The sequence below is a fragment of the Nocardia sp. NPDC050630 genome (assembly GCF_044457245.1).
Taxonomy (GTDB): Bacteria; Actinomycetota; Actinomycetes; order Mycobacteriales; family Mycobacteriaceae; genus Nocardia.
In genome coordinates this window covers 32,505-46,302 of sequence record NZ_JBITGN010000005.1, presented here as the reverse complement: position 1 = coordinate 46,302, position 13,798 = coordinate 32,505, and the positions used below count along the sequence as shown (strand labels likewise).

General features: G+C 65.5%; 16 protein-coding genes. 3 read left to right on the top strand and 13 right to left on the bottom strand.

Annotated features, from left to right (window positions below; genetic code table 11):
- Nucleotides 1-15: 15 nt before the first annotated feature.
- Both ACIBG0_RS15130 and ACIBG0_RS15125 read left to right on the top strand, forming a co-directional pair.
- On the top strand, nt 16-846 hold the full coding sequence (locus tag ACIBG0_RS15130) for a serine hydrolase domain-containing protein (protein WP_397032790.1): 831 nt from the start codon (nt 16-18) through the stop codon (nt 844-846).
- Between the two features lie 120 nt (nt 847-966).
- Nucleotides 967-1,500 carry a DUF3145 domain-containing protein gene (locus tag ACIBG0_RS15125; protein ID WP_397032788.1) on the top strand — a complete coding sequence of 178 codons (534 nt, stop codon included), beginning with the start codon at nt 967-969 and terminating at the stop codon, nt 1,498-1,500.
- 210 nt (nt 1,501-1,710) lie between these two features.
- On the opposite strand, the gene xylA is transcribed toward ACIBG0_RS15125, so the two are convergent.
- The 3 genes from xylA to ACIBG0_RS15110 are packed head-to-tail and all read right to left on the bottom strand — an operon-like array spanning nt 1,711 to nt 4,431.
- Entirely contained in the window at nt 1,711-2,889 is a 1,179-nt protein-coding gene (gene xylA / locus ACIBG0_RS15120) for a xylose isomerase (RefSeq protein ID WP_397032786.1), read from the bottom strand.
- Between the two features lie 19 nt (nt 2,890-2,908).
- Nucleotides 2,909-4,084 (bottom strand): 4-hydroxybenzoate 3-monooxygenase, encoded by a 1,176-nt coding sequence (locus ACIBG0_RS15115; protein ID WP_397032784.1) that lies wholly within the window; start codon nt 4,082-4,084, stop codon nt 2,909-2,911.
- Nucleotides 4,081-4,431, bottom strand: a complete 351-nt coding sequence (locus tag ACIBG0_RS15110) for a hypothetical protein (RefSeq protein WP_397032782.1) — start codon at nt 4,429-4,431, stop codon at nt 4,081-4,083. Before ACIBG0_RS15110 ends, ACIBG0_RS15115 begins: the two co-directional genes overlap by 4 nt.
- A 63-nt stretch (nt 4,432-4,494) precedes the next feature.
- On the opposite strand from ACIBG0_RS15110, the gene ACIBG0_RS15105 reads away from it, so the two are divergent.
- On the top strand, nt 4,495-5,415 hold the full coding sequence (locus ACIBG0_RS15105; protein WP_397032781.1) for a LysR family transcriptional regulator: 921 nt from the start codon (nt 4,495-4,497) through the stop codon (nt 5,413-5,415).
- Here ACIBG0_RS15105 and ACIBG0_RS15100 read toward each other — a convergent pair.
- From ACIBG0_RS15100 to ACIBG0_RS15055, 10 genes are all read right to left on the bottom strand, one after another.
- Nucleotides 5,399-6,208 (bottom strand): IclR family transcriptional regulator C-terminal domain-containing protein, encoded by an 810-nt coding sequence (locus ACIBG0_RS15100; RefSeq protein WP_397032779.1) that lies wholly within the window; start codon nt 6,206-6,208, stop codon nt 5,399-5,401. The two genes, ACIBG0_RS15105 and ACIBG0_RS15100, sit on opposite strands and share 17 nt — an antisense overlap.
- 22 nt (nt 6,209-6,230) lie before the next feature.
- On the bottom strand, nt 6,231-6,617 hold the full coding sequence (gene pcaC, locus ACIBG0_RS15095; protein ID WP_397032778.1) for a 4-carboxymuconolactone decarboxylase: 387 nt from the start codon (nt 6,615-6,617) through the stop codon (nt 6,231-6,233).
- Complete coding sequence (gene pcaD, locus ACIBG0_RS15090; protein ID WP_397032777.1) at nt 6,614-7,390, bottom strand: 3-oxoadipate enol-lactonase; 777 nt, start codon at nt 7,388-7,390, stop codon at nt 6,614-6,616. Before pcaD ends, pcaC begins: the two co-directional genes overlap by 4 nt.
- 261 nt (nt 7,391-7,651) lie before the next feature.
- Complete coding sequence (gene pcaB / locus ACIBG0_RS15085) at nt 7,652-9,004, bottom strand: 3-carboxy-cis,cis-muconate cycloisomerase (protein ID WP_397032776.1); 1,353 nt, start codon at nt 9,002-9,004, stop codon at nt 7,652-7,654.
- Nucleotides 8,997-9,539 carry a protocatechuate 3,4-dioxygenase subunit alpha gene (pcaG, locus tag ACIBG0_RS15080; protein WP_397032775.1) on the bottom strand — a complete coding sequence of 181 codons (543 nt, stop codon included), beginning with the start codon at nt 9,537-9,539 and terminating at the stop codon, nt 8,997-8,999. The genes pcaB and pcaG overlap by 8 nt, the downstream gene beginning before the upstream one ends.
- Nucleotides 9,532-10,254, bottom strand: a complete 723-nt coding sequence (pcaH, locus tag ACIBG0_RS15075; RefSeq protein ID WP_397032774.1) for a protocatechuate 3,4-dioxygenase subunit beta — start codon at nt 10,252-10,254, stop codon at nt 9,532-9,534. Before pcaH ends, pcaG begins: the two co-directional genes overlap by 8 nt.
- Entirely contained in the window at nt 10,251-11,432 is a 1,182-nt protein-coding gene (locus ACIBG0_RS15070) for a thiolase family protein (RefSeq protein WP_397032773.1), read from the bottom strand. The genes pcaH and ACIBG0_RS15070 overlap by 4 nt, the downstream gene beginning before the upstream one ends.
- Nucleotides 11,429-12,175, bottom strand: a complete 747-nt coding sequence (locus ACIBG0_RS15065; RefSeq protein WP_397033400.1) for a CoA-transferase subunit beta — start codon at nt 12,173-12,175, stop codon at nt 11,429-11,431. Before ACIBG0_RS15065 ends, ACIBG0_RS15070 begins: the two co-directional genes overlap by 4 nt.
- 32 nt (nt 12,176-12,207) lie before the next feature.
- On the bottom strand, nt 12,208-13,029 hold the full coding sequence (locus tag ACIBG0_RS15060; protein ID WP_397032772.1) for a CoA transferase subunit A: 822 nt from the start codon (nt 13,027-13,029) through the stop codon (nt 12,208-12,210).
- Nucleotide 13,030: 1 nt separating this feature from the next.
- Complete coding sequence (locus ACIBG0_RS15055; RefSeq protein WP_397032771.1) at nt 13,031-13,270, bottom strand: alcohol dehydrogenase catalytic domain-containing protein; 240 nt, start codon at nt 13,268-13,270, stop codon at nt 13,031-13,033.
- Nucleotides 13,271-13,798 lie beyond the last annotated feature (528 nt).

Sequence of the window (13,798 nt, the reverse complement as noted above, 5' to 3'; positions counted from 1 at the left end):
TCGTACGCTCAGTTCGTGCGTGCATTCGAGCAGATCAAGGACTGGCCGGTTCGACATGCGGCGGTGGGTGTCGTCACCCGGGACAGGGCGCGGACGTCGGGTGACACCGAGCGCGTATTTCCACTCGCCTCGGTGACCAAGCCGCTGGTCGCCTACGCGGTGCTCGTCGCGATGGAGGAGGGCGCGATCGAACTCGATCAGCCCGCCGGGCCGCCGGGAGCTACCGTCCGGCATCTGCTCGCGCACACTTCCGGCATCGCCTTCGATACCACCGAGGTGATCGCCGCGCCCGGTACGCGACGCATTTACTCCAGTGCCGGATTCGAAATCCTCGCGGCCTTCGTCGCGGAACAGACGGGGATCGCGTTCCCGGAGTACTTGCGCGAAGCCGTATTCGAGCCACTCGGCATGACGGCGTCGGTGCTGGCGGGTCCGGCCGGACATGCGGGCCGGTCCACCGTGACGGATCTGGTGCGCTTCGGTGCGGAACTGCTCGATCCCCAGCTGCTTTCGCCGCCGACCCACGCCGAGGCGGTCACGGTCGCGTTTCCCGGACTCAACGGTGTGCTGCCGGGTTACGGATCGCAGCGTCCCAACGACTGGGGACTCGGATTCGAGATTCGCGACGGGAAATCACCGCACTGGACCGGCGGATCGAATTCCGCAGGTACCTATGGCCATTTCGGGCAGTCCGGCACATTTCTCTGGGTCGATCCCGAATTAGGGGTGGCGAGTATCGCTTTGAGCGACGAGAATTTCGGCGACTGGGCACGGGAGGCTTGGCCCATCTTTTCCGATGCGGTGATCGCCGAGGTGATCCTGGCTCGGAACTCGGTCGCGAAGTAACAGGTCGGACACGCCTCCGAAGTAACATGTGTAACTCGGGGCACTCCAGTACACTCGGGCAACGCCAGTACGACGGATCGTTGGGGAAGACGTTTCTCGTCGAAGCTGGAGGTGTCAGTGGTGCGCGCATCGAGTCAGTTCGCCGACGCGACGGCGGGTGTGGTCTATATCCACTCATCGCCGGCTGCGCTGTGCCCACATATCGAATGGGCACTCACCTCGGCCCTCGGCTCACCCGCGAAATTGCGTTGGACCGCGCAACCCGCTGATGGTCAGCTGCGTGCGACCACCGACTGGATCGGTCCGGTCGGCACCGCATCGCGAATTGCCCAATCCTTGCGGTCTTGGCCGGTGCTGCGCTTCGAGGTCACAGAGGACCCCAGCGACGGCGTCGACGGTGAGCGCTACAGCTTCGTCCCGACCCTCGGCCTCTGGCACGGTTCCACCTCCGCCAACGGCGATGTCACCATCGGCGAAATGCGTCTGCGCGCAATGCTGCAGGCCAACCGGGAACTCGGCAACTACACCGGCTATGACCTGGCTACCGAACTCGACCGCGCACTCGGCACCGCGTGGGACGAAGATCTCGAGGTCTATCGCTATGGCACCGAATCGGGTGCGGAGGTGACCTGGCTGCGTCGCGACGTCGGGTGATCGCGCGTTTTGCGGAATAAGCAACGGCCATTCTGCGAACTACTTTCGGCGCATTCAGGTACCGCGGACAGGCCCGAACCCGCGGTGGCGAGCTCGGGGCCTTCGGTTCATCTTCAGGAAAATCCCACGAGAATGTGCTGGTGGAGGGGGCTCTCGGGTTTAGCGCCGCAAAAGCCTTCTCGGCGGGGATGATGGCGTGGGGGGGGGGTCTCAGCCGATCAAGTACTCGAGTGCGAGTTGTTGCAGTCGGACGAAACCGAAGTCTCGTTCGGCGGCCTTATCCGGGTCGAAACCGTCGTCCGCACGCAGGAATGCCTCGATCGACTCGCCGTCGTCAAGGGTGGATTGCGCCAGGTCGAGGACGCCGGAGTAGGCCATTGCGTCCTGTACGCGGGAATCGGCGCGGAAGGCTCGTGCCTTGTCCGCCAGCATCAAATAGGTCGCCATACAGGCCTTGGCCGATTCCCATACGCCGGTGAGGTACTCGGTGCGCGAGGGCTTGTAGTCGAAATGCCGTGGTCCGGTGTAGCGCGGGCCGTTCGGATAGCCCGGGAAGCCGTTTTCCAGCAGATCGACGGTGAAGAATGCGGAGATCAGATCGCCGTGTCCGAAGACCAGGTCTTGGTCGTATTTGAGACCGCGTTGGCCGTTGAGGTCGATATGGAACAGCTTGCCGCTCCACAAGGCCTGGCCGAGGGCGTGCGTGTAGTTGAGGTTGGCCATCTGTTCATGGCCGGTTTCCGGGTTGAGGCCGACGATATCGCCGTGCTCCAATTCGGCGATGAGGGCAAGTGCGTGGCCGACGGTGGGCAGGAAGATATCGCCACGCGGCTCATTGGGCTTGGGCTCCAATGCGATTCGCAGGTCGTAGCCCTGTGACTTGATATATCCGGCGACCGTATCGAGCCCCTCCTTGTAGCGTTCGAACGCGGCGAAGATGTCCTTGGATCCGTCGTATTCGCTGCCCTCGCGCCCACCCCACATCACGAAGGTGGTGGCGCCGACCTGTGCGGCCAGATCCACCGCGCGCAGGATTTTGCGCAGACCGAAGCGGCGGATCGAGCGGTCGTTGGCAGTCAGCCCGCCGTCCTTGAAAACCGGATGGGTAAAGGTGTTGGTCGTGACCATCTCGATGGTGAGACCGCAGCGATCGGTTGTGTCTTTGAGGCGTGCGAGGTTGCGCTCCTTGGTGGCGTCGTCGGCATCGAACGGGAATAGGTCGTTGTCGTGGAAGGTGATTCCCCAGACGCCGAGTTCGGCCAGGCGTTCGGCGTACTCCCCCGGTGCGAGGGTCGGTCGGGTCGGCAGACCGAACGGGTCGGTACCCGTCCAACCGACCGTCCACAGGCCGAAGGAGAATTTGTCGTCCATGGTGGGCTGACGGGTCACGCGATGCCTCCAGGTGTGTCTAGGAAGGGTCCCAGCTTCCGGTGTACGCCTCAGCGAAGTATGCCGCGCCGCGTTGGGATCCGGTGAGCATCGCGAGTTCCCCGTGTTGGCGCTCGAGATCGAACGGGGATGCCCCCTCGGCCGAGTGCAGCAGGGTGGTCGCCCAGTAGGAGAAGTGCTGTGCCTTCCACACTCGGTCGAGTGCGCGCTCGGTGTAGTGCCGCAAGGATTCCTCACCACCCCCGGCGAAGTAGGCGACGAGGACTTCGTGCAGCACGCGTACGTCCGCGAGTGCGAGATTCAAACCTTTCGCGCCAGTCGGCGGAACGGTGTGGGCGGCATCGCCTGCCAGCAGGAGTTTGCCGTGGCGCATCGGCGCGGTGACGAACGAGCGGAACGGCAGCACCGTCTTTGCGCTGATCGGGCCCTCTTGCAGGGTGAAACCATTGCCGTTGACGCGGCGGCGCATCTCGGCCCAGATCCGCTCGTCATCCCAGTCTTCGGGTCGCTCGCTGGGCGGGCATTGGAAATACATGCGCTGCATCGTCGATGTGCGCTGGCTGACCAGGGCGAAGCCGTGGTCCGAGCGCGCGTAGATCAGCTCAGGATGTGATTGCGGCGCCTCGGTGAGGAAGCCGAACCAGGCGAAGGGATATTCGCGAAACCATTCGGTGCGCAGGCCATCCGGATAGGCGTGACGGCAGATCGAACGTGAACCGTCTGCCCCCACGATCAGTTCGGCCTTCACTCGTGCCGGGCGGCCATCCGCCTCGGTGAACGTCACCACCGCAGGATCGATGCGGACCTCGGTATCCCGGACCCCATAGCGGACATCACCACCATCGGTCTTGCGGCGGTCGGCGAGGTCGATGAACACCTCGGTCTGCGGATACAGCCATACCGACTCGCCGACCAGTTCCCGGAAATCGATCCGATGGTTGTCTCCGTCGAAGCGCAACACCACGCCGTCGTGCCGGTCGCCTTCGGTGAGTACGCGATCGGAGACGCCCGAATCGACCAGCATGCGCACCGAACCCGCCTCGAGGATGCCCGCGCGAATGGTGGTCGCGATCTGTTCGTGTGTGCGGATATCGATGACGACCGAGTCGATTCCGCAGCAGTGCAACAGATGTGACAGCAGCAGACCCGCCGGACCCGCGCCGACAATGGCGACCTGTGTGCGTGTATTCCTCATAGTGCGAGCCTCTTCGAAGTGTGGAGAGTGGCGGGTTCTACCGACAAGGCGATCGAAGCGAGGACCCTGCGGCGCTCGTACCGGTCGGCCAGCGGCTCGCCCGCCGCGCCGATCGCGACGGCGACCAGCGCGATCGTCGCGACGAAAGTCGTACCGGCCGCGGTGAATCCGATGTGGTGATGCTCGATGAGAGTGGGAATGACGGCGCCGAGCACGACCAGGTCGTAGCCCTCGAGCAGGACGATGAGCCAGCACACTGCGGTCGGCCACGAGGACAGCTTGTTCATGATGATTCGCTTCTGCAGATTCGGCCGGTCATAGCGGACCCTGATTGTGATGGCTCTCACGCTAAAATGACCGGCGATCAGAAATCCAATTGATATTTTTCTTGATTCACATAGAGGAGATCTATGGTCGCCGAGTTCGATCTGAACCTGGTGCGGACATTTGTGCTGCTGTACGAGACCAGGAGTGTCACCGCCGCGGCGGACCTGCTCGGGGTCACCCAGCCGACGGTGAGTTACGGGCTCGGCAAGTTGCGGCGGCGGCTGCGCGATGAACTGTTCGTGCGCGGTCCGGGTGGTCTCGTGCCGAGCGCGGAGGCCGAGCGGCTGTATCCGCCACTACGCGCGGCCATCGCCGGTATCGATGAAACACTGGGTGCCGCAGCGGAATTCGACCCGAGCCGAGCGGCCCGCTTCAGGCTCGGACTCTCCGATCTCGGCGAGGTGACGGTGCTGCCGCTGGTGCTCGCGGAACTTGCGGTACGGGCGCCGCGAGTGGCATTGCAGGTCGAGGCTTTCGATGTGGATACCGCGACCGACCGGCTGGCCCGCGGCGAGGTCGACGCGATGGTGGCCAGCCCGATACTCGACTCGACCCGGCTGACTCGGACGCCACTGTTCACCGAGGGCTATGCGGGGTTGGTCGCGGCGCGGCACCCTCGGTTGCGGAGTGATGCACCCACCGAAGCCGAATTGGATGGTGAGCGGCATATCGTCGTCGAAGGCGTGACGGGGCATCCGGGTCCGCGCGAGGCGCTGCGCGAGCACCATCTGGGAGATCGCGTCGCCGTGCGCGTCACCCGATTCGCCACCCTGCCCTATGTGGTGCAGGACAGCGAACTGGTCGCCATCGTGCCGGAACGGGTGGCGCACGCGTTGGCGCGTACCCACCCCGTGCGCGTGTTCACGCTCCCGTGGCCGATCGAGCCGGTGGAGGTGGCGGCCTATACCCGGCGCGCACCCGGCCGTACGGCGGCACAGGGCTGGTTCCTGGAGGTGATCCGGGCGGCGCTGGCGAATCTTTCGTCGGTCAGCCCAGTCGAGTAACCGGTTTCGCGGCGGTGAGATCCGCTTCGATTCGGTGCGCGGCCGTTTGCAGGCGCGGAATCAGTTCGGCCCGAATGGATTCGATGCTGCGACGGGAGGCGTGCGTGGAAATATTGATCGCGGCGATCACCCTCGACCGGTCCCGGATGGGGGCCGCGACCGACCGAAGACCTTCCTCCAATTCCTGGTCGACGATGGAAAAGCCCTGTGCGCGAACGATTTCCAAGGCGGCACCCAACGCGTTCGGATCGGTGATGGTGTTGGCGGTCAGCCGGGTCAGTGGCGTGTGCGCCAGGTAGGCATCGAGTTCGGCCGCTGGGAGTCCGGCGAGCAGGACATGGCCCATGGAGGTGGCGTAGGCGGGAAAACGCGTGCCGATATTGATGCTGACGGTCATGATCCGGGATGCGGCGACACGGGCGATGTAGACGACATCCGGACCGTCGAGCACCGATACCGAGCTGGATTCGTGCACGTCGGCGCAGAGCTGCTCGAGGTGCGGTTGGGCCACCTCGGACAAGCTCATGCTGGACAGATACGAATAGCCCAGTTCGAGCACCTTGGCGGTGAGCGAGAAGCGTTTGCCGTCGGTGCGGACATAGCCGAGATCGGCGAGGGTCAACAGGAACCGGCGTGCGGCGGCGCGGGTGAGTCCGGTCAGGCGCGCGACATCGGAGAGCGTCAGCTGCGGGTTCTCGGCGTCGAATGCCTTGATGACCGCGAGGCCGCGTTCGAGGGACTGTACATAATGGGTGCCGCGCTGGCCGTCGTCGTCGTTACCGCCGGTCGTCATCGTCGTCCTCCTCGACAGGGTGCTATAGGGCGGTATCGTCCCCGAGTTCGGCCAGTACCTGCTGGCCGATCGCGAAGGCCGCATTGGCGGCCGGCACGCCCGCGTAGGCGCCGGTGTGCAGCAATACTTCGGCGATCTCGGCGGCGGTGAGACCGTTGGTGATCGCGGCGCGCACATGCATCGCGATCTCCTCGTGCCGCCCGAGGGCGGTGAGCACCGCAAGGGTAACGCAGCTGCGGGTGCGCCGATCCAGGCCATCGCGGGTCCAGATCGAGCCCCATACCGACTCGGTGATGTATTCCTGGAACGGCCTGGTGAATTCGGTGGTCCTGGCGACGGCACGATCGACATGATCATCCCCGAGTACCTCACGCCGGACCGCCATGCCGCTATCGGCTCGTTCGTTCATGCGTTCTCCTTCAGGTGAGCCAGAATCAGAGCGTTGATCGCCTCCGGTGCCTCCGCGCTGGCCAGATGAGCACCTGGGCTGACTATGTCGAGGCGGGCGTGCGGGATCGTGCGCGCGATGCGCTGTCCGTGCGCCGGTGGGGTTGCCGGGTCCTGGGCACCGGCGATCACCAGGGTGGGTACGGTGATGGATGACAGCTGGTCGGCGATATTCATCGTTTCGATTGCCGCGCAACAGGATGCGTAACCATCGGGGTTGGTGGCGGCGACCATGTCCTCGTAATAGTGGATGCGCTCGGGATGGTCCGCTCGCCATTGCGGGGTGAACCAACGTTGTACAACCGCATGTGAAACCGCCTGGGTCCCTTCGGTTCTGACCAAAGCGGCGCGCTCGGCCCAACCGCTGGGCGGGCCCAGTTCGGCGGAGGTGCAGCACAGGGTGAGGGTGCGCAGCCGGTGCGGTGCGTGTTCGCCGAGCCACATGCCGACCATGCCGCCGAGTGAGAGTCCGACGAAGTGTGCTCGTCCGATCCCGAATCGGTCGAGCAGCCCGATCGCGTCGGAGCCCAGGTCCGTCAGTGTGTACGGGCCCGGGGGTATCGGGGATGCTCCGTGGCCGCGGTGGTCGTAGCGCAGTACCCGGTATCCGGCAGTGGTCAGCGAGGTGATCTGTGGATCCCACATCCGCACGTCGCTGCCGAGTGATCCACTCAATACGACGGGTTCGCCGTCGGCGGGACCATCTATGACACAGTTCACCTCGACGGCGCTCATGAGCGCACCTGCCGAATCAGCTGGCTGCTGGCCAGCGAGCGGCTCAGCACGACCGGTTCACAGTCATCGGGACCATCCAGGAGCCAGTTCACCTCGACGGCGCTTGTGACCCTGCTTGCCGAATCAGTAGGTTGCTCCGGCGATCTACTCGACGGTTCCTCGTAGGGTCCGTCCGGGATGCATAGAGCCTCGGCCACGGTCATAATTCCGCCTTACTGTCGCAGGACTCCGATGTGGCCCGGCTGGCGCTCGATCTTTCGCTCATGACCGGTCCTGCCAATCATCGAGGGCTCGTTCGATGAACTCGCGCGTCGACCCGAGGTAGAGCGCCGGATCGAGCAGTCGCTCAATATGCGCTCGATCCAGATACTTTCCGACTACCGGATCGGCGGCGAGTAGATCAGGGAGAGGCCCAACGCCGGCAAGGGCCGCTTGGCAGCACTGCGCGACGACCTCGCCAGCCGTGTGCCTGCCGACCTCGCCCTGCGAGGTCGAAACCAATTCGGTCACAACATTTTCCGCGAGCGCCAGGCCGCCGGTGAGGTCGAGGTTGGCGCGCATGCGCGCTGGGTCGATTCGAAGTCGCCGCAGGCTGATCCGCAGCCAGTGCACCGCGGAACCGGTGGTGCGCAGCAATTCGATGTACGGCCGCCATTCCGCATGCCATGAGCCCGCCGCGCGCTGATGTTCGTGCGTGGCCGCGCCGAGCAGTGCCGCAACCAACCCCGGTGCCTGCCCGGCGGATCCGGTGGCCAGTATGGCGGCGACTGGGTTGCGTTTATGCGGCATAGTCGAGGAGCCGCCCGTACCCGGGGGCCCCTCCTCGTAGACTTCCGCGACTTCGGTCTGCGCCAGCAGCGTGATATCGCGGGCGATCTTCGCCACCGCCGCGCAGGTCTGGCCGAGCGCCCCAGCGATCTCGGCGATGCGTCCGCGCTCGGTATGCCACGGCAGGGCCGGTTCGGCCAATCCGAGGTGTCGCGCGAGTCCGTTCAGGATGGCAATCCCGTTGTCGCCCAATGATGCCAGCGTGCCGACCGCCCCGCCGAACTGAACCGCCAAGCTGTGTCGCCGGATGTCGTCGAGCCGGTCCCGCGCTGGGGCGATACCGCTGAGCCAGCCTGCCGCGGTGAGCCCGAAAGTGACCGGCGGTCCCTGTTGGAGCAGGCTGCGCCCGGCCAGCACGGTGTCGGCGTGAGTTTCGGCGAGGTTTGCCAGCCGGGCGGCGCACGCGCGCAGGTCGTCATCGAGCACGGTCAGCGCCCGGTGCGTCACCAGCATGGCGGCGGTATCGATCACGTCCTGGCTGGTCGCGCCGAAATGCACATATCCGGCCGCATCTCCCGTGACACGAGCCGTGAGTGCCCGCACCAGCGGCCCGGCCGGGTTGCCGATGCCGATGGCCTGTGCGCCGAGCTCGGCTATGTCGTAATCATCTGCATCGCAACAGCTTTGGATCGCGACAGCGGCCTCGGATGGAATGACTCCGGCCGCGGCCGATGCGCCCGCCAACGCGCCTTCGAAGTCGAGCATTGCCTGCACCCAGGCCCGGTCGCCGACCTGTGTTGCGGCCGGTCCGGCCGCGAGCACACTGTCGAACAACCCGTCAGACATCGAAGAACACCGTCTCGTGCTCGCCTTGGAGGTGCACGTCGAAAACATATCCATCGGGGCCGTGCATGGCGATCAAGGTGCCGCGCCGCTGCGGTGGCACGGCGGCCAGCACCGGATCGCTTGCGTGTTGATCGGCGTGCTCGGGGAAGTAGATGCGGGTGACCACTCGATGCAGCAGACCACGGGCGAATACCGAGACGTCGATATGCGGGGCCTGCCCATCGCCGAGCGCACCGGGAACGACGGTGTAGACCGCGAATTCGCCCGCTCGGGTGTCACTGCGTGCGAATCCGCGGAAGTTTTCCCGGACGCCGCGACCGTCGTCGGGGTGCGCGATATGCCCGTCCGGGTCGGCCTGCCAGATCTCGACCATGGCGTCATCGAGCGGCGCGCCGACGCCGTCGAGCACCCGGCCACGAATCCAGCCGGCCCCAGGCGTCCCCAGCGGCACGGCGTATGGGCCGTCGTCCCAGGTGAGTCCGATGTGCAGGTAAGGGCCGACGGTCTGCGAAGGCGTGGTAGGCAGCTCAGTCATCATCCTCGTCGTCCTCGAAAGGCGTGGCAGCGCGGCCACGCAATACGATGTCGAACTCGAAGGCCAGCGCCCGCTCGGGTTCGCTGCGGTCCAGATCGAAATGGCTGATCAGTCGTGGGCGAGCGGCCTCGGGCACCGAGTTGAAAATGGGGTCGTGGGCGAACAGCGGATCGTCCGGAAAATACATCTGGGTGACCAGCCGCTGGGTGAAGGCGCGCCCGAACAGCGAGAAGTGGATGTGCGCCGGCCGCCAGGCATTGTGGTGGTTGCGCCATGGATAGGCGCCGGGCTTGATGGTGGTGAACTCGTAGCGGCCCGCACTGTCGGTGAGGGTTCGCCCGACACCGTCGAAGTTGGGATCCAGCGGGCAGTCCCAACGGTCCCGGTCGTGGCGGTACCGGCCACCGGCATTGGCCTGCCAGATCTCGACCAGGGAGTTCGGGACCGACTTGCCGTCACCGTCGAGCAGTCGGCCGTGCACGATAATGCGCTGTCCGAGCGGTTGCGCCCGGTGCTGCGCGGTCAGGTCGTTATCCGTCTCGGCGAGCCGCTCCGCGCCGAGCACCGGACCGGTGAGTTCGGTCAGCCGCTGCGGCAGCAGTACCAGCGGCTCTTTCGGATGACGCAGGGCGGTGGACCGGTAGTCCGGAGCATCCAGCGACGGATGGGTGCCTGCGGGATCCTTTCGATAACCTTGCAGCGCAGGGGTTTTCATGAGGTCGCCTCCAGAACAACCGCCAGCCCCTGGCCGACGCCGATACATAATGCGGCCATTCCCCACCGGCTGCCGCTACGCCGCATTTCGCGGGCGAGTTGGTTGATGACGCGCCCCCCGGACGCGCCGAGCGGGTGGCCGATCGCGATCGCGCCACCGTTGACATTGACGATGTCGGGATCGAGTTCCGGCCAATCGGCAAGGCAGGCAAGGGATTGCGCGGCGAAGGCCTCGTTCAATTCCACCACGCCGAGATCGTCCCAGCCGATTCCCGCGCGCCGCAGTGCGATTCGCGCCGCTTCGACCGGACCGATGCCGAACACATCCGGGTCGACTCCGGCCGCACCGCGTCCCGCGATCCGCGCCAAGGGTGCGCGGCCGAGTCGATCGGCCATGGTTTCGTCACCGAGCAGCAGGGCGCATGCGCCGTCGTTCAGCGGTGAGGCATTTCCGGCGGTGACGGTGCCATCCGGCCGGAACGACGGTTTCAAACTCGCCAACCGCTCCACGGTCGTTTCCGCCCGCAGCGACTCGTCACGGACCAGCTCGGTGCCAGGGACGGCGACGACATGATCGTCGTAGAAGCCGTTGTCCCATGCCTTGGCGGTGAGCTGATGACTGCGCGCGGCGAATTCGTCCTGCGCGGCGCGCTCGATTCGGTAACGGCCCGCGAGGATCTCGGTGCTCTCACCCAGGGACACCGTCCACTGCGCGGGCATCGCCGGATTCACCAGCCGCCAACCCAACGTCGTGGAGTGCAGTGTTTCGTTGCCGGCGGGAAATGCCCTGGTGGGCTTAGGCATAACCATCGGCGCCCGGCTCATCGATTCGACGCCGCCGACGACAACCGTTGCCGCATCACCGGTTTCGATCATCCGGGCGGCTTGCATCGCGGCGTCCATACTCGACCCGCACAGCCGGTTCACGGTCGTGCCGGGTACCGAGGTGGGCCAATCCGCCAGCAGCGCCGCCATGCGTGCCACATTCCGATTATCCTCGCCCGCCTGGTTGGCCGCCCCGAAGACGATCTCGTCCACTGTCGCGGGGTCCAGATCGTTGCGGCCGGCGAGCGACCGCAGCACGGCGGCGGCGAGGTCATCGGGCCGGATACCGCTCAGCGCCCCGCCGTACTTGCCGAACGGGGTGCGCATACCGTCGTACAGAAATGCGCTGGTCATGAGGCAGCTTTCAATGCTCGCAGGGTGCTGAGTTCGTTTGCTGTCGGCGGCTCGCCGGTTTCGAGATCCGGCGCGACCCGCAGCTGCCAGCCGGTGGCCTCGCGGACCTGCTCGACGCGCACTCCCGGATGAACCGCGACGAGGATCAACTCGCCGGTGTCGTCGGGGCGCATCACCCCGAGGTCGGTGATCACCAGGGTCGGGCCCGCGCCGCGAAGGCCGAGTCGCGCGCGCTCGCCGTTACCCCGGCCGTGCCCGAAGGAGGTGATGAAGTCGACCCTGTCGACGAAAGAGCGTCGCGACTGGCGCATGACGACGAACACCTCACCACAGGAGGCGGCGATTTCAGGTGCGCCACCCGCTCCCGGCAGGCGGACCTCGGGATTGGTGTAGTCACCGCCGATAACGGTGGTATTGATATTGCCGTACTTGTCCAGCTGCGCGGCACCGAGGAACCCGATATCGATGCGACCCGGCTGCAGCCAGTAATTGAATATCTCCGGCACGCTGATCACAGCATCGGCGGTCTCGGCCAGCACGCCGTCACCGATGGACGCGGGCAGCCGATCCGGCTTGGAACCCAATGTGCCGGATTCGTAGATGAGCACCAGATCGGGCGCATGGGTATTGCGCGCGAGATTGGCCGCCGTCGACGGCAGCCCGATCCCGACGAAGCACCGTTTGCCCGCACCGAGTGCCCTGGCCGCGGCGATCGTCATCATCTCATCGGCGGTATATGTCATTTCCATTGTGGCGGTGCGGGTTTCGGCGATGGTCATACTGTCTCCGTGGTGGCGGTGTACACGTTCTCGTCGAGCCAGTGGGTGAAGGCGGCGCGGTCTCGGCTGATCGCGTCCCAGGCCGCGTAGTAGTCGTTATCGCGTTCGGAATAGCCCTGCGCATAGGACGGATGCGCGCCACCGGGCACCTGCGCGACCGCGGTCACCGCCCACGCGGGCAGCACGATCGCACCGGGCACCGGGGTCAGTTCGTCGACGATCTCCTCGACCGTGACCAGGCTGCGCCGCGCGGCGAGCACCGCCTCCTTCTGTACCCCCAGTAGCCCCCACAGCTGCACATTTCCGGCCCGATCGGCACGCTGGGCATGGATGACCGTGACGTCGGGATTGATCGCCGGAACCGCGGTCAGCTGTTCACCGGTGAACGGGCAAGTGATCGGTTTGATGGTGTCGGTAACCGTCGGCAGATCGGTGCCGACGTATCCGCGCAGCACGGCGAACGGCAATCCGGATGCTCCCGCGACATATCGATTGGCCATACCGGCGTGGCTGTGCTCCTCGATCTCCAACGCCGCGGGCCAGGCCTGCTGAACCGCGTCGCGGAACCGGTGCAGCGAGCCGACGCCGGGATTGCCGCCCCAGGAGAAGATGAGTTTGCGAGCGCAGCCGGCCCCGATGAGCTGGTCGTAGACGATATCCGGCGTCATCCGGACCAGCGACAGATCCCGTTTGCGCTGGCGGATGATTTCCTGCCCGGCGGCCACCGGGATCAGATGCGTGAACCCTTCGAGCGCGACCGTATCGCCGTCGCGGACGAGTTCGCCGACCGCATCCGCCAAGGAGGTAATCCTGGCCATATCACTCCTCATTCGAAATTGTGGACGGCTCGATCGCGACCCGCTGGCCGATCCGTCCCGCGTCGATATCGGCGCCGACGGCAACGATCTCGCCGACCCCTTCGTGGCCGATGATCCGCGGTAGCAGCTCGGGAACCTGGCGACGACCGTGGTAGACGGACAGATCCGAACCGTGCAGTCCGCCGCCGGGCATGCGCACCGGGACACCGCCAGTCCTGCGTCCCGGTTCCAGCAGCTGCATTTCCAGGACCCTCTCGGGCGCACTCGAGGTAGGTAGCCGCCTTCACCACGTCTCCTTTGTGCGCATTGCGTACAATTGGTTGTTATGCGAACATCGTAAGACGCATTCGATGGTGACTCAAGTCCCATGTATCGATCGATGCCGTGGGGAACAGGTGCGGCGCTGGCAGTCCCCAGCAAAGGCGACTTGTTGGCGCCTGACCATGGATGTGACTGCAGTGGAGCCGCCACCAGCGGCTGTTCCCGGCGAGGGGCCTTCGAGCTGCCCGCGTTCGTCGGCTATGTCCTCGATGCCGGATACGCCGGACCGACGTCGCTCGAAGTGTTCAATGATGTGCTCCGCGAAGCCCATCCGGTCCGTACCGCCCGTGACGCGATGTGGTCACTGCTGGGGTTCGGGACCAATACGGTGGACCCGCGGCCGATATCGCCGCGCAACGGCTACACTGCCACGCCCTCATCGAATTCAGCGTCGATGGCGCGGCTGGAGTCAGATCGGGGAAACGTTGTCCACCAGAGGTTTACCGAC